General features: G+C 67.7%; 12 protein-coding genes. 4 read left to right on the forward strand and 8 right to left on the reverse strand.

The genetic code is table 11. From position 1 onward, the window contains the following. Positions 1 to 1,544, forward strand: a 1,544-nt coding sequence (locus tag CF68_RS35710; protein WP_304413110.1) for an acyl-CoA carboxylase subunit beta, incomplete at its 5' end; no start/stop codon positions are given. A 65-nt stretch (positions 1,545 to 1,609) separates the two neighbouring features. Here CF68_RS35710 and CF68_RS09600 read toward each other — a convergent pair. After that, positions 1,610 to 2,645 (reverse strand): aminopeptidase (locus tag CF68_RS09600; RefSeq protein ID WP_235205715.1); only part of this gene is annotated, 1,036 nt, incomplete at its 5' end. Positions 2,646 to 2,744: 99 nt separating this feature from the next. Beyond that, positions 2,745 to 4,853, reverse strand: a complete 2,109-nt coding sequence (locus CF68_RS09605) for a molybdopterin-dependent oxidoreductase (RefSeq protein WP_035817860.1) — start codon at positions 4,851 to 4,853, stop codon at positions 2,745 to 2,747. Positions 4,854 to 5,143: 290 nt separating this feature from the next. Between CF68_RS09605 and CF68_RS09610 the strand changes: the two genes are divergently transcribed. Then, positions 5,144 to 6,346, forward strand: a complete 1,203-nt coding sequence (locus CF68_RS09610; RefSeq protein WP_035817862.1) for an ABC transporter substrate-binding protein — start codon at positions 5,144 to 5,146, stop codon at positions 6,344 to 6,346. 47 nt (positions 6,347 to 6,393) lie between these two features. Here the strand turns inward: CF68_RS09610 and CF68_RS09615 are convergent, their stop codons facing one another. The 5 genes from CF68_RS09615 to CF68_RS09635 form a co-directional block, all read right to left on the reverse strand. Then, on the reverse strand, positions 6,394 to 7,455 hold the full coding sequence (locus CF68_RS09615) for an ABC transporter ATP-binding protein (protein ID WP_035817864.1): 1,062 nt from the start codon (positions 7,453 to 7,455) through the stop codon (positions 6,394 to 6,396). Then, the gene (locus tag CF68_RS09620; protein WP_010814791.1) at positions 7,452 to 8,450 is read right to left on the reverse strand and encodes an ABC transporter ATP-binding protein; all 999 of its coding nucleotides are present in this window, start codon (positions 8,448 to 8,450) and stop codon (positions 7,452 to 7,454) included. The genes CF68_RS09615 and CF68_RS09620 overlap by 4 nt, the downstream gene beginning before the upstream one ends. A 12-nt stretch (positions 8,451 to 8,462) precedes the next feature. Next, the gene (locus CF68_RS09625) at positions 8,463 to 9,395 is read right to left on the reverse strand and encodes an ABC transporter permease (protein WP_035817867.1); all 933 of its coding nucleotides are present in this window, start codon (positions 9,393 to 9,395) and stop codon (positions 8,463 to 8,465) included. A 3-nt stretch (positions 9,396 to 9,398) separates the two neighbouring features. Continuing rightward, on the reverse strand, positions 9,399 to 10,376 hold the full coding sequence (locus CF68_RS09630) for an ABC transporter permease (protein WP_035817870.1): 978 nt from the start codon (positions 10,374 to 10,376) through the stop codon (positions 9,399 to 9,401). 153 nt (positions 10,377 to 10,529) lie between these two features. Further along, complete coding sequence (locus tag CF68_RS09635) at positions 10,530 to 12,116, reverse strand: ABC transporter substrate-binding protein (protein WP_035817873.1); 1,587 nt, start codon at positions 12,114 to 12,116, stop codon at positions 10,530 to 10,532. 330 nt (positions 12,117 to 12,446) lie between these two features. Here CF68_RS09635 and CF68_RS09640 point away from each other — a divergent pair, with 330 nt between their 5' ends. Beyond that, positions 12,447 to 13,640, forward strand: coding sequence for a M20 aminoacylase family protein (locus CF68_RS09640; protein ID WP_035817875.1), 1,194 nt, complete (start codon positions 12,447 to 12,449; stop codon positions 13,638 to 13,640). A gap of 51 nt (positions 13,641 to 13,691) precedes the next feature. Then, entirely contained in the window at positions 13,692 to 14,717 is a 1,026-nt protein-coding gene (locus tag CF68_RS09645) for a DUF2891 domain-containing protein (protein WP_035817878.1), read from the forward strand. 18 nt (positions 14,718 to 14,735) lie between these two features. Here CF68_RS09645 and CF68_RS09650 read toward each other — a convergent pair whose 3' ends face one another. Continuing rightward, positions 14,736 to 15,686, reverse strand: coding sequence for a DUF3047 domain-containing protein (locus tag CF68_RS09650; RefSeq protein ID WP_035817881.1), 951 nt, complete (start codon positions 15,684 to 15,686; stop codon positions 14,736 to 14,738). Positions 15,687 to 15,936 lie beyond the last annotated feature (250 nt).

The raw sequence follows: 15,936 nt of genomic DNA on the forward strand, positions 1-15,936 counted from the left end.
AAACGCTGGAGCGCCACGCCCTCGGCCACGACGCCGCACGCGCCCAGGCCGTCGCCAGGCGCCACGCCCAGGGCGGCCGCACGGCGCGCGAGAACATCGCCCAGCTGTGCGACGACGGCTCCTTCATCGAGTACGGCGCGCTCGCCATCGCCGCGCAACGGCAGCGCCGCAGCGTCGAGGACCTGGTCAGCGCCACGCCCGCCGACGGCATCGTCACCGGCATCGGCACCGTCAACGCGGAGCGCTTTCCCGATGCCGATACGCGCTGCATGGTGCTGGCCTACGACTACACCGTGCTGGCCGGCACGCAGGGCTTCTACGGCCACAAGAAGCTGGACCGGATGCTGGCACTGGCGCGCCAGTGGCAGGTGCCGGTGGTGCTGTTTGCCGAGGGCGGCGGCGGCCGCCCCGGCGACACTGACATGCCGGTGGTGGCCGGGCTGGACTGCACCTCGTTCATCCAGTTCGCGCGGCTGTCGGGCCAGGTGCCGCTGGTGGGCATCGTGTCGGGCCGCTGCTTTGCGGGCAACGCCGCGCTGCTGGGCTGTGCCGACGTCATCATCGCCACGCGCAGCGCCACCATCGGCATGGGCGGACCGGCCATGATCGAAGGCGGCGGGCTGGGCGTGTTCGCGCCGGAGGAAGTGGGCCCGGTCAGCGTGCAAGGGCCCAACGGCGTGATCGACGTGCTGGTCGATGACGAAGCGGCCGCAGTGGATGCCGCGCAGCGCTACCTGTCCTACTTCCAGGGCGACGTGCATGACTGGCGGGCGGAAGACCCGCGCCACCTGCGCCACGCCATCCCCGAGAACCGACTGCGCAGCTACGACATGCGCGCGGTGATCGCCGCCATGGCGGACAGCGGCTCGGTGCTGGAGCTGCGCGCGGCGTTCGGCACCGGCATCATCACCGCACTGATCCGCATCGAAGGCCGCGCCTTCGGCTGCATCGCCAACAACCCGCGCCACCTCGGCGGCGCCATCGACAGCGCCGCTGCCGACAAGGCCGCGCGCTTCATGCAGCTGTGCGACGCGCACGGCCTGCCGATCGTGTCGCTGTGCGACACCCCGGGCTTCATGGTCGGGCCGCAGGCCGAGAAGACCGCCACGGTGCGGCACGTGTCGCGCCTCTTTGTCACCGCTGGCGCGCTGCGCGTGCCGTTCTTCACGGTGGTGCTGCGCAAGGGCTACGGGCTGGGCGCGCAGGCCATGGCCGGCGGCAGCTTCGCCGCGCCCTTCTTCACCGCGGCCTGGCCCAGCGGCGAGTTCGGCGCGATGGGCATCGAGGGCTCGATCCGGCTGGGCTTCCGCAAGGAGCTGGAGGCCGTGGCCGACCCCGACGAGCGCGAGGCGTTGTTCGCGCGCATGGTCGACGGCGCCTACCAGCGCGGCCGCGCGCTCAACATGGCCAGCCACCTGGAGATCGACGCGGTGATCGACCCTGCCGACACGCGGCGCTGGCTGGTGCGCGGGCTGGCCTCGGTGCCGCCGGGGAGCCTCGGCCGCCAGACCGGTTCGCCGAGACGTTTCATCGATACGTGGTAAGCAGTGCGCACGGCAGCGCAGAGGGCGGACAACCGATTGTGTGCTCCGTCAGCAATCTGAGTGGCCTAGTTGGCCGCCGTCTTGCCGCCCGCGGTCAGCGTGCCGGTGCGCGTGGCCGGCGGCGCCAGCCGCTGCAGCGCGGCCTCGCGCTCGGCGGCGGGCAGCGCGCCGATACGGGCGGCCTCGTCATAGAACCGCTGCCAGTCGCCGTTGCACTGCGCCAGCAACGCGGTGAAGGCCGGCACCCACTGCTGGTAGGTGGCCACCGCGGCCAGGTGGGCGTTGGTCAGCGGCTGGTCGAACCAGCGGTCATAGCCGCTGAAGCCGCCCCACTCCGTGCGCAGCCGCGCGTACTCGGTGCGCAGGTCGGCGAAGATTTTGGCCTTGCCCTCGCGCTTGGCGCCGTCATCGAGCGGAGTCTGGTACAGCGCCACCAGCCGGTCGCGCGTGCCCAGCAACAGCGCGCGGAACTGCTGGCGCCGGGCATCGTACTGCCGATAGCTGGCGCGCGCGTCCTCCGATGCATCCTCGGCCAGCCAGCGCTCCACGCCCGCGGCTTCCACCGCGGTGGCGAAGGATTCGTTGAAGGCGGTGTCGTTGCGCACGTACACCACCTGGTGCGCCAGCTCGTGGAAGATCAGCCGCGCCAGCTCGCCCTCGGGCAGGTAGACGAAGGTATTGAGCAGCGGGTCGTCGAAATAGCCCAGCGTCGAATAGGCGGGGATGCCGGCCACGTAGGTCTCGAGCCCGTCGCGGCGCAATCCCTGCGCGTACTGCTCGGCATCGGACTGGGCATAGTAGCCGCGGTAGCTGATGCAGCCGACGATGGGGAAGCACCACTTGCGCAGGTCCATCGACAGCTCGGGCGTGGCGAACACGCTCCACACCACATAGGGCCGGTGCAGGTTGGCGTAGCGGCGGTAGCTGCCGTTCTCGGGCAGCTTCAGTTCGCGCGAGGCGAAGTCGCGCATGCGGCCGGCCAGCGCCAGCCGCTGCGCCAGGCGCGCATCGTTGGCGTCGCGCGCGCTGGCGATGGCGTCGGTCAGGGGCTGTGCCTGGGCCATCACGCCCAGGTGGCCGCCGATCGACTGCGCGTAGTAGNNNAGCCGACGGCCTCGCACCCGGCCGTCACCAGGACCACCGCGGTGAGGCCGGTCGCCGCCAGGAATGCCGCCCAGCGCCGGCGGCCAGGCTGCTGCGTCATGCCGGCAGGACTGCCCCTTCCGTGCAGGCCTCGACCTGCACCAGGCAGTCATAGAACACCGGCGCGCGGCCCAGGTCGGTCAGGCGCTGGCTGGTCAGCTCGTTGGCGTTCTTGCCGTCCGAAGCCAGCTTCTTCCACCAGATCGACAGGCCCACCACCAGCCCGCGCCGGGCGCGGTCGGTGACGCGGGCGCGCGCCACCATGCTGCCGCGGTCGTTGAAGACGCGCACCGTGGCGCCGTGCACGATGCCGCGCTCGGCGGCGTCGGCCGGGTGGATGTCCAGGTGCGGCTCGCCCTCGGTGGCGCGCAGGCTGTCGACATTGACGAAGGAGCTGTTGAGGAAGTTGCGCGCCGGCGGCGAGATCATCGCCAGCGGATAGCGCGCCGCCAGCTCGGGCGCGGTCAGCGGCGCCTCGTACTGCGGCACGTAGTCAGGCAGCGGGTCGAAGCCGTCGCGCGCCATCGGCTCCGAATAGAACTGGCACTTGCCCGATGCGGTCGGGAAGCCGCCCTCGGCGAACGGCGCCGCCGGCAGCGCCAGCTTCTGCCAGCCCTGCTCCTTCAATGATTCCCAGCTGATGCCGGCCGCGCGCGCATCGCCCGGAATGATGGCCTGCGCGGCGATGGCCTCGTCGCTGTCGGCAAAGCACGCCTCGGTGAAGCCCAGGCGCTGCGCCAGCCGGCGGAAGATCTCGGTATTGGGCAGGGCCTCGCCCATCGGCGCGATGGCGGCGTTGTTGGCCAGGAAATAGGTGTGGCCGTAGGCCTTGTGCACGTCGGTGTGCTCAAGCTGCGTGGTCGCCGGCAGCAGGATGTCGGCATAGTCGGCGGTGTCGGTGCGGAAGTGCTCCAGCACCACGGTGAACAGGTCCTCGCGCGCGAAGCCCGCGGCGACCTTGCCGGATTCCGGCGCCACCGCGACCGGGTTGCTGTTGTAGACCACCACGGCCTCGATGCGCGGCACGCCGGGCGCCGGCTCGGCCAGCAGCGCGTCGCCGATGGTGCTCATGTTGACGATGCGCGGGAGCTGCTGCGGCCAGCCAGGCAGCAGGTCGGGGCGCTGCAGGGCGGCTTCGTTGATCGGGAAGAAGCCCGACGTCGACAACTGCAGCCCGCCCGCGGGCTGGCGCCAGGCGCCCACCAGCGACGGCAGGCACGCCACCGCGCGCACCGCCTGGCCGCCGCCGTGCACGCGCTGCATGCCGTAGTTCAGCCGGATTGCCACCGGCTGGCGCTCGCGCACCGCCAGCTGGCCGTAGAGGCCGGCCAGCCATTCGATGTCCTCGGCCGGGATGCCGCAGATCTCGGCCGCGCGTGCCGGCGTGTAAGCCCGCGCGCGCTCGCGCAGCGCCTCGAAGCCGACGGTGTGGCGTTCGATGTAGTCGTGGTCGAGCAGGTCGTCGCGGATCAGCACATGGATCAGCGCCAGCGCCAGCGCGCCGTCGGTGCCGGGCATCGGCGCGATATGGCGGTGGCACTTCTCGGCGCTCAGCGAGCGGTACGGGTCGATCGCGACCAGCGTGGCGCCGCGCCGCTTGGCTTCCTGCGCGCGGGTCCAGAAATGCAGGTTGGAGGCAATCGGGTTGCCGCCCCAGATGATCACCAGCCTGGCATCGACCACGTACTCCATGTCCATGCCCACGCTGGCGCCGTAGGTGTAGCGCAGCGCGGTGGCGCCGGCGCTGGCGCAGATGGTGCGGTCCAGCCGCGACGCGCCCAGCTTGTTGAAGAAACGCGCGGCCATGCTCTCGCCCTGCACCAGCCCCATGGTGCCGGCGTAGCTGTACGGCACGATGGCCTGCGGATCGCGCGCCGCGATCGCCTGCAGGCGGGTGGCGATGGTGTCCAGCGCCTCGTCCCAGGAGATCGGCGCGAACTTGCCTTCGCCCTTCCTGCCGATGCGCTTCATCGGCGTCAGCAGCCGGTCCGGGTGGTAGGTGCGTTCGGTATAGCGCGACACCTTCGTACACAGCACGCCCTGCGTGCCGGGATGGTCGGGATCGCCCGCTACCTTGACGGCACGGCCGTCCTCGACGGTGACGAGCAAGGCACAAGTGTCGGGGCAGTCATGCGGGCAGGCGGCGCGGACGATGCGGGAAGCCATGGGGTCTCCGGGCGGGGTGTGTTGTTTTTTCGTTCGGTCGTACGGAACTGGAGATGCCGGCGCAGGCGCGCTGGTAGCGGCGCCCGAGCCGCGCCGGCGGGCGGCGCTTTCCCGGCCGTGCGGGGTGATGGCGGGGAGTATCTCGATCCGATTGTATTCGATTATGATGTGCCGGCGCGCTGCCGGCACAGACCGGTACGCGCACCATGCCGCACGACGTGAGCAATTCGCCGGCGAGAGACCGGCCGACGCGGCAAACGGGTAACCGAACCACATTTCGCGGGGGGTTTATGTCGTTCCGATCCGGGGTCAATGGCCGGCTTGCCGGCCTGCTGGTGGCGTGCGCCATCGGCACGGGTGGCGCATCCTGCGCTGCCTTCGCAGCCAACACGGCGGGCACTGCCGCCACATCCGAAAACGGCATCACCGCCGACACCATCCTGCTGGGCCAGTCCGCCGCGCTGACCGGCCCGACCGCCGTGCTCGGCAAGCAGATGCACTCGGGCGCGCGGCTGTACTTCGACCATATCAACCAGCAGGGTGGCATCCACGGCCGCAAGATCCGGCTGGAGGCGCTGGACGACTACTACGAGCCCGAGCCTGCCGCCAGGAACACAAAGAAGCTGATCGAGGAAGACCGCGTCTTCGCCCTCTTCGGCTATGTCGGCACGCCCACCAGCCAGGCCGCGCTGCCGCTGGCAATCCAGGCCAGGGTGCCGTTCTTCGGCCCGTACACCGGAGCGCAGTCGCTGCGCGAGCCGCGCAGCCGCTACGTCTTCCATGTGCGCGCCGGCTACAACGAGGAAACCGCGGCCATCCTGCGCCAGATCCAGACCACCGGGCTCAAGCGCGTGGCCGTGGTCTACAACGAGGACGCCTACGGCAAGGCCGGGCTGGAAGGTCTGGAGCGCGCGCTCAAGGCCGCGCCCGACAGCGGCGTGCAGATCGTCGCGCGCGAACCCGTGGTCCGCAACACCACGGAAATCGGCGACGCCATCCAGGGCTCGATGAAGACCAGGCCCGACGCCGTGGTGATGATCAGCGCCTACCGCACCGCCGGCGCCTTCGTGAAGGAAGCGCTGCGCCGCGGCTACAACGGCCAGTTCTACAACGTCTCCTTCGTCGGCACACAGGCGCTGGCCAACGAGGTCGGCGCGCAGGGCAGCGGCGTGATCATCTCGCAGGTGATGCCGCACCCGGGCAACGCCACGCTGCCGATCGTGCGGGAGTACCTGCGCCTGCTGCAGGCCGCCGGCAAGCCCAGTGAATTCGACTACGCCAGCATCGAAGGCTTTATCGCCGCCAAGGCGTTCACCGAGGGACTGCGCCGCGCCGGCAAGGACCTGACGCGCGAGAAGCTGGTGACCGCGCTGGAGTCAATGCGCAGCTATGACCTCGGCGGGTTTATTGTCAACTTCACGCCGGAGAACCACGTGGGTTCGAAATTCGTGGAGATGACGATCATCAATTCGAAGGGCCAGGTGATCCGCTGAGATTCCGGGTTTTCTCCTCCCTGCGCGAGGGAGGAGAAAACCAGGCCCTACTCCATGTCGTTCAGGTGACACGCCGAGAACCGCATTGGCGCAATCTCCTTCAGCAGCGGCTGCTCTTCCCGGCAACGCGGCATCGCATGCGGGCAACGCGGGTGGAAATGGCAGCCCGGCGGCGGGTTCAGCGGCGACGGGATCTCGCCGCGGATCGCCACATAGGTCTTGCGGGCCACCTCCAGCTTGGGCGCCTCGGCCAGCAGGGCCTGGGTATAGGGATGGTTGGGCGCGGCAAACACGTCTTCGGTCGGCGCGGATTCCACCACCCGCCCCAGGTACATGATCACCACGCGGTCGCTGATGTGCTTGACCACGCCCAGGTCGTGGCTGATGAACAGGTAGGTCAGGTTCAGGTCTTCACGCAGGCGCATGAACAGGTTCAGCACCTGGGCCTGGATCGACACGTCCAGCGCCGCCACCGACTCGTCGCACACCAGGAACTCGGGCTTCACCGCCAGCGCCCGGGCAATGCCGATGCGCGCGCGCTGCCCGCCGGAGAACTGGTGCGGAAAGCGCCGCAGCACGGTCGGGTCCATGCCCACGCGCACCAGCATGTCTTCCACATAGCCCTTCTGCGCGCCGCGCTCGACCATGCCGTGCACCACCGGCGCCTCGCCCACGATATCCAGCACGCGCAGCCGCGGATTGAGCGAGGCATACGGGTCCTGGAAGATCATCTGGATTGCCAGCTGCTTCTCGCGGCGCTTGTCGGGCGGCAGGTGGTCGAGGTTGGTGCCGCGCCAGAAGCGCTCGCCCTCGGTCAGCGAGTGCAGGCCTACAGCCATGCGGCCCAGCGTGGACTTGCCGCAGCCGGACTCGCCCACCAGGCCGACCACCTCGCCGGCGCGGATGCTCAGGTCGACGCGGTCGACCGCGTGCACCACCTCGTCATGCGCATGGGCGCCGAACAGGTTGGCGATGCGCGCGGCGGCGTCGAGCGACTTGACGAAGCGCTTGGACACGCCGCGCAGCTCCAGGATCGGCGCGCTCGGCGTGCCCCCCTCTTCCGCTGCAGGATTCGTCATCGGTCGGGATTGCAGTTCAGTTGCGCTCATGCTGCCTCCTGGTTGGCCAGCACCGGATGGAAGCAGCGCAGGCGGCGGCCGTCGGCGGCGGTCTCCAGCGGCGGCTCGGTCTTGCAGGCAGCGGTGGCGTAGGGACAGCGTTCGCGGAACGCACAGCCGCCCGGCAGGTTCAGCAGCGACGGCGTCATTCCCGGAATCTGCCGCAGCGGCGTGCCGCGCGGATTGCGCGACGGCGCCGAGCTGATCAGCCCGTGGGTGTAGGGGTGCTCGGGGTGCTCCAGCACCTGGCGCACGTCGCCGGCCTCGACGATCTTGCCGGCGTACATCACGCACACGGTATCGGCCAGCCCCGCCACCACCGACAGGTCGTGCGTGATCCAGATCAGCGCCGTGCCCGATTCGCGGCACAGGGTCTGCATCTCGTACAGGATCTGGCCCTGGATAGTGACGTCCAGCGCGGTGGTCGGTTCGTCGGCAATGATCAGGTCGGGCTTGTTCAGCAGCGCGATCGCGATCGCCACGCGCTGGCGCATGCCGCCCGAGAACTGGTGCGGATAGGCCTGCAGGCGCTCGTCCGGCGACGGGATGCCGACCCGCGCGAGCGCATTGCGCGCGCGTTCGCGCGCCACCGCCTTGCCCACCTTCTCATGGGCCAGCACCGCCTCGATCATTTGCGTGTCGATGCGCAGGACCGGGTTCAGCGTCATCATCGGGTCCTGGAAGATCATCGCGATGCGGTTGCCGCGCACGTCGCGCTGCTGCGCCGGCGTGAGCGCGCGCAGGTCGCGGGTGATGCCGTCGCGGCTGGTCAGCGCGATACGGCCGTCGACGATCTTCCCGGGCGGGTCGATCAGGCCCATGATCGAATAGCCCGTCATGGACTTGCCCGAGCCGGACTCGCCCACCAGGCCCATGATCTCGCCGCGTCCCACGGTAAAGGACACGTCGTCGACGGCCTTGGCGATGCCGCCGCGCGTGTGGAATTGCGTCTTCAGGTGTTCAACCACCAATGTCGGTTGTGCCATGTTCCGCTCCTGTTATTGCGTCTGCAGGCGCGGGTTGAGCACATCGCGCAGCTGGTCGGCCACCAGGTTCATCGCCACGATGGTGACCACCAGCGCGATGCCCGGGAAGAAGCTGATCCAGTACTTGCCCGACAGCATGTACTGCTGGCCGTTGGAGATCAGCGAGCCCAGCGAGGGCTCCGTGACCGGCACGCCCAGCCCGAGGAAGGACAGCGTCGCTTCCAGCGTGATCGCCGAGGCCACCTGCAGCGCCGCGATCACGATCAGCGGCGGCAGGCAGTTGGGCAGCAGGTGGCGGAACATGATGCGCATCGGCGGCAGGCCCAGGCAGGTGGCGGCCTCGATATATTCCTTGCGCCGCTCCACCAGCGCGGCGCTGCGCGTGGTGCGGGCGTAGTAGGCCCACTGCACCGCCACCAGCGCGATCACGATATTGCCCAGGCCCGGGCGCAGGAAGGCCAGCAGGATCAGCGCCAGCAGGATCGGCGGGAACGACAGCTGCAGGTCGGCCACGCGCATGATGAAGGCCTCGGTGCGCCCGCCCAGGAAGCCGGCCAGCAGGCCGAGCGTGGCGCCCAGCAGCAGCGCGATCACGGTGCTGACCACGCCCACGCCGATGCTGATGCGCAGGCCGTACATCACCGCCGACAGGATGTCGCGGCCCTGCTCGTCCGAACCCAGCAGGAAGGTCATGCCGGTGCCGGCCTGCTCGCCCGGCGCCAGGCGCGCGTCGAGCACGTCCAGCGTGGCCAGGTCATAGGGGTTCTGCGGCGCCAGCCACGGCGCGAAGATGGCGATCAGGATGATGACGACCAGCGTGGCCAGTCCGGCCACGGCAATCTTGCTGGAGAAGAACTCCGCGGCAAAGCGCCGCCACGGCGATTGTTCGCGCGCCGCGGCGGGCGGCGGCGTCTTGTCCTCTTGTTCTACAGATACGGCACTCATGGCTCAGCCCTTGTTGTCGGCAATGCGCACGCGCGGATCGAGCATGCTGTAGATGATGTCCACCACCAGGTTGATCAGGATAAACAGCGTCACGATCACCATCAGGTAGGCGACGATCACCGGCCGGTCCAGCAACTGGATCGAGTCGATGATGAGCTTGCCCATGCCGGGCCAGGCGAAGATGGTCTCGGTCACGATCGCAAAGGCGATGATCGAGCCGAACTGCAGCGCGATCACCGTGACGATCGGGATCAGGATGTTCTTCAGCACATGCACGCCGACGATGCGGGTGTTCGACAGGCCCTTGGCGCGCGCGAACTTGACGTAGTCCTGCATCATCGCCTCCTGCGTGCCGGCGCGCGTGAGCCGGATCACCATGGCGATATTCAACAGCGACAGCGTCACCGCCGGCAGGATCAGGTGGCGGATGCCGTCGGCGGTCAGGAAGCTGAGCGGGATGCCGAGCACGCGCACGGTCTCGCCGCGCCCGTTGGAGGGCAGCCAGCCAAGCTGCACCGCGAACACCATGATCAGCATCAGCCCGACCCAGAAGGTGGGCAGCGAGAAGCCCAGGATCGACACCGCCATGATCGACTTGCCGGCGATGCTCTTGGGCCGCAGCCCGGCCCACAGGCCCAGCGGGATGCCCAGCACGATCGCCAGCAGGATCGCGCAGATGGCCAGCTCCATGGTGGCGGGCATGCGCTCGAAGATCAGCTTGAGCGCCGGCGTGCCGTGCGCGAACGAGGTGCCCAGGTTGCCTTGCAGCGCGTTCTGCAGGAACACCCAGTACTGTTCCCACAGCGGCTTGTCCAGGCCCAGCGCCGCGATGGTGCGCTTGATGTCCTCCTGGTCGGCCTGCGGGTTGATCAGGATGTCGACGGGATTGCCGATGGCAAAGACGCCGAGGAAAACCAGCAGCGACATGACGAAGAGCACGACCACGCTCTGCATCAGGCGCCGGATGATAAAGACCAGCATAATCGAACCACTATCCTTTCGCGCGCGAATGCACGCCACGCCCGGGCCGCGCCGTGGCGCTTCCCGGGTGTGGCGCGGCAGCCATGCGCGGCACCGCAAACTCGGCCAGCGGACAATCCGCGGGCCGAGGCTCCTGTCTGGGCTGACCGGAGCTTACTGGGGCTTGAAGTTATGCGCGTAGGTGCGCTCGTCGGTACGCGGCACGTAGACGATGCCCTTTTGCGTGGCCCAGGTGGTCACCTGCTGGTGGATCGGGACGATACCGCCATCGTTGATCGCGATTGCGGTGGCCTCCTGCAGCAGCTTGGAGCGCTCGTTGTCATCCACGGTGGACAGCGCCTTCTCCAGCACCACGTCCATCTTGGGGTTGCAGTACTCGCCCCAGTTGGTGGTGCCGAAGCCCTTCTTGCTGTCCTCGCATGCCAGCAGCGCGCGCAGCGGCGAGCTGACCTCACCGGTCTGCGCGCCCCAGCCCAGCAGCCCGAACGACCACTCGTGCTTGATGCCCTTGGACGAGTACGTCGCCATCGGCATGCCTTCGACCTTGGTGGCGATGCCGATGCGGGTCAGGTTCTGCGCAATGGTCTGCGCGATCTTCTCGTCGTTGACGTAGCGGTTGTTGGGCGTGTGCAGCGTCACGCCGAAGCCGTTCGGGAAGCCGGCGTCGGCCAGCAGCTTCTTGGCGGCCTCGGGGTCGTACTTGACCGTCTTCAGGTTGGGGTTGTAGCCGAACAGCGTCGGCGGCACCAGGTTATTGGTCGGCTCGGACAGGCCTTCCATCAGGCGGTCCTTGATGCCCTGCCGGTTGATCGCCATGCTGATGGCACTGCGCACGCGCGCATCCTTCAGCGGATTCTTGTCCAGCGGTGCGCCTTCCTTGGTAGTGACGTAGGGCGACTTGTCGCGCTTGGCATCGAAATACAGGTAGATCACGCGGTGCGAGATCTTGGAGAAGAACGACAGCTTGGGATCCTGGCGCACCTTGGGCAGGTCAGGCGTGGGCACGTTCTCGATGGCCTGCACGTCGCCCGACAGCAGCGCCGCCAGGCGCGTCGCCGGATTGGGGATGAAGCGCAGCGTGACCTTGTCCCAGGCCGGCTTGGCGCCCCAGTAGTCGTTGTTGCGCACCAGCTCGACCCGGTCGTCGCGGGCGTAGCTGACGAACTTGAACGGCCCGGTGCCGACCATGCCCTTGCCCTGCGCGAAGTCATCCGAGCTCAGCCCCTGCGTCGCCTTCTTCTGCACGACGAAGATCGACGTGAGGTCGTTCAGCATCAGCGGATAGGGCTGATTGGTGGTCAGCTGGATGGTGTGCTTGTCGATGATCTTCTTGTTGACGATCGCCTTGGTGTAGACATCGAACTTGCCCGGGCTGTTCTGGATGGTGGCCGGGCGGTCCAGCGACCAGATCACGTCTTCGGCGGTCAGCTCGGAGCCGTCGTGGAACTTCACGCCCTTGCGGATCTTGAATTCCCAGGTGAGGTTGTTGACCAGCTTCCACGACTCGGCCAGGCCCGGGATGATGCGGCTGTCCGGGTCCATCTTGGTCAGCGAGTCAAAGATATGCTCGGAGACGTTGATGTTGGAGAACAGGTTGTAGAAATGCGGATCCATCGAGGTTGGCGGCGAACTCATGGCCAGTTTGAGGTCCGCGGCCTGGGCGGTGCCGGCGAGCGCCAGGCCAAGGGCCCCGGCTACCGCCACCACACCAATTGCCTTCTTGAAAGTGCGAAGGGACATCGCGCAATTCTCCCTGTAGGAAGTGAAGCAGACGTTTTAGGATCGGCAATGCGCCGCGGGTCACGCGGCGGCGCTGCGTTTTGGTGCGGTTTGGGGTGCAGTTGCGCATCACAAAGCGACGAAATTGCCGGCCGGGCACTTCAAGCATGAACTGTTCCAGCAGTGCGTATGTCGCGGCAATGCGGGGAAACCCACCCGCGCTGGCATATTGCACTGCGCCAACCGGGCAAGCGCGCAGGAAATCGCCGCGTTTTGGCGCTTTGCCGAGAGGCATCGTATGATCGGGGTATCCAACGCTAACGCCCCTAACGTCCAGGGCAGCCAGGCATTATGAAGCTCATCCCCGAAATCCTGCAGGCACAAGCCGAAATCCGCGCGATCCGGCGCGACATCCACGCCCACCCGGAACTCTGCTTCGAAGAACAGCGCACCGCCGACGTGGTCGCGCAGAACCTGGAATCGTGGGGCATTGAAGTTCATCGCGGCCTGGGCACCACTGGCCTGGTGGGCGTGATCCGCAACGGCAACAGCCCGCGCGCCATCGGCCTGCGCGCCGACATGGACGCGCTGCCGCTGCAGGAAGCGAACACCTTTGATCACCGCTCGCAGCACACTGGCAAGATGCACGCCTGCGGCCACGACGGCCACACTGCCATGCTGCTCGGCGCGGCGCGCTACCTGGCGCAGCACAAGCCCTTCGACGGCACCGTGCACCTGATCTTCCAGCCGGCCGAGGAAGGCGGTGGCGGCGCCCGTGAAATGATCAAGGACGGGCTGTTCGAGCGCTTTCCGTGCGACGCGGTGTTCGGCGTGCACAACTGGCCGGGCATGCCGGTCGGCGCGTTCGGCACGCGCGCGGGCCCGCTGATGGCATCGAGCAACGAGTTCCGCATCGTGGTGCGCGGCAAGGGTGCGCATGCGGCCATGCCCAACAACGGCAACGACCCGGTCTTCACCGCGGCGCAGATCGTGTCGGCGCTGCAGGGCATCATCACGCGCAACAAGCGCCCGATCGATACCGCGGTGATCTCGGTCACGCAGTTCCACGCGGGCGATGCCACCAATATCGTGCCGGACCAGGCCTGGATCGGCGGCACGGTGCGCACGTTCACGGTGCCGGTGCTGGACCTGATCGAACGGCGCATGGAAGAGGTGGCGCGCGCGGTGGCGGCGGCATTCGACTGCACCATCGAATACGAATTCCACCGCAACTATCCGCCGACCATCAACAGCGAGGCCGAGACCGACTTTGCGGCCGCGGTCGCCGCCGAACTGGTCGGTGCGGACAACGTCGACAGCAATGTCGAGCCCACCATGGGCGCTGAGGATTTCTCGTTCATGCTGCAGCACAAGCCGGGCTGCTACCTGTTCCTGGGCAACGGCGACGGCGGACATCGCGACGCCGGCCATGGCATCGGGCCCTGCATGCTGCACAACCCGAGCTACGATTTCAACGACGAACTGCTGCCGGTCGGCTCGACGTTCTTCGTGCGGCTGGTGGAAAAGTGGCTGGCGCCTGCGTGACTTTACGTACCTGAGCACAGCACGACGATAAAAAACTGGGGAGCATCCGCGATGGGCCGCCTGGCGCTGGATCGCGAGACAGCGCGCAGCTTCGCGCGCGTGGCGCTGGACAATATCCTGCGCCGCTATCCGTACAAGCTGGACCACATGATGGCCAGCGCCGGTGACCTGGCCGAACCGGCGGCCTGGCATCCGGTCTTTTGTGGCAGCTACGACTGGCACTCCAGCGTGCACATGCACTGGTTGCTGGTGCGGCTGCTGGCGCTGTCGCCGGATCTGGAGGAGGCGCCGCGCATCCGCGCAGCGCTGGATGCCCAGCTGCGCCCAGAGCACATCGCGGTCGAACTGGCCTACTTCCAGCGGCCCCATTCACGCACCTTCGAGCGCCCCTATGGCTGGGGCTGGATGCTGAAACTGCAGGCGGAGTTGCTGGCGCTGGCGCGGCAGGACGCCCAGGCAGCCACCTGGGCCGAGGCGTGCGCGCCGCTGGCATCACACCTGTCACGGCAACTGGCGGATTTCCTGGATGCAGCGGTTTTCCCGGTACGCACCGGCACCCATTACAACAGCGCCTTCGCCCTGGTGATGGCCATGGCCTATGCACGCACGCACCAGGACCTCACCTTGCGGCGCGCCATCGTGCGGCGGGCCCACCGCTGGTTCGGACATGATCAGAAATACCCCGCGCGGTATGAGCCCGGCGGCGATGAATTCCTGTCCGGCGGGCTGACCGAAGCCGTGCTGATGCACGCCGTGATGGACGGCTGCGCGTTTTCGGAATGGTGGGAGTTGTTCGTGCCGGGGCAAGCGGAACTGGCCAACTGGCTGACGCCGGTCGAAGTGACCAATCGCAGCGATCCCAAGACCTCGCACCTGGACGGACTCAACCTGTCGCGCGCCTGGTGCTGGCGCATGCTGGAGCCCGCCCTGCCCGACCCGCTGCGGCCGCTGGCCATCCGGGCCTGGTCGGACCATCTCGAAGCGTCGCTGCCGCAGGCGGTCGAGGGCGAGTATGTGTCCACGCACTGGCTGGCATCGTTCGCGGTGCTCGCGCTGGCTGAGCCCATCGGCGGCTGAGGGTGCCGCCGGCGCACTTCAGTCCAGCGCGATGTCGCCGTACCAGGACTCGGCCTTGCTCTTGGTGTTGTCGGTATCGGTCATGATGCCCACGGCGATGACCGGTCCGGGGTCGGTCCCGAAGGCCTTGCGGTAGTCGGCGCGCAGGTCGCGCTCATGGCAACGCCACTCATTGGCGTGCTTCGTGCCGCTATCCACCACGATCATGCGCACTCGGTCGGTGTGCGGATTCTTCACCAAAGAGCCTTCCGCGCGCCTTCCGCCCCAGATGTACATCAGCGTAGCGTAGGGCATTTCGCGGCCGGTGGTCAGCCGCGCCATCTCGTACATCAGCTGGTCTTTCAAGGGCAGTGCACCCTTGTCGCCGTCGAAGGCGACAAACAGGCGCAACGGCGAATCCTCGCGCGGGCCGTGGCTGTTGTCGGCGTTGCGGATAATGCCACTGGTCTTCCAGGTCCAGCGCAGCATGCCGGCATCGCGATCGCGCAGCGGGACATACAGGCCGGAGGCCGAACTCTCGGCCTTCGCATGGACGACCACGCGCTGGTCGACTTCTGCCATCGAGTAACGGGTGGGCGTCTTGTTGCGGTTGATGGTCCACGGCTGCCAGCCGACCGGCAACTGGTCGCGATGTGGTGAGACCGAGAACAACGGCAGCGTGGCCAGGGTTAGCGGCGGCGCGGCTTCGGCGACTTCGCCGTCGTCACCCGCCTCGGCTTCCGCCGCACTGGTGTTGGCGGCAGCCAGCGGATCGGGCGCCGACACTGCAGGCACCGCCAGGTCCGTCTGCGCTGCCGCGTACGCGGTCATGCGCCTGGCGAACGCCTGGCAATCGATCGTGGAAGTGCCGGCCATATTGGCCGCGTCACCCGGAGGAACAGCGGAAACAGGAGGAGTGGATGCGCATCCTGCCAGCAGCAGCGCGCCGGCGGCGCCAGTCAAAACCAGCCGAAACACCTTGGCCGTCATGTAACCCCTCGAAACCCGAATCCGGACCTGCTCTGTTGGCAAGGGTCCGGCTATTGCTCACTACTTGCTGCAAACACGCGTTGCAACCGCCTTCGTGCCGCATGTGGGCACTTGGGTGTCGACCATAGCAGAAGGCAGGCAGTCCCGGAATGCTCGGTGACCCGCGATGCGGCATGAAAACAACGAGAACATGCGAGCTTGCACCGGCCCCGGCATTTTCGCCGCGCCAAAGCAAAAACCCCCAGCCTTT

Source organism: Cupriavidus sp. SK-4 (assembly GCF_000611125.1).
Taxonomy (GTDB): Bacteria; Pseudomonadota; Gammaproteobacteria; order Burkholderiales; family Burkholderiaceae; genus Cupriavidus; species Cupriavidus necator.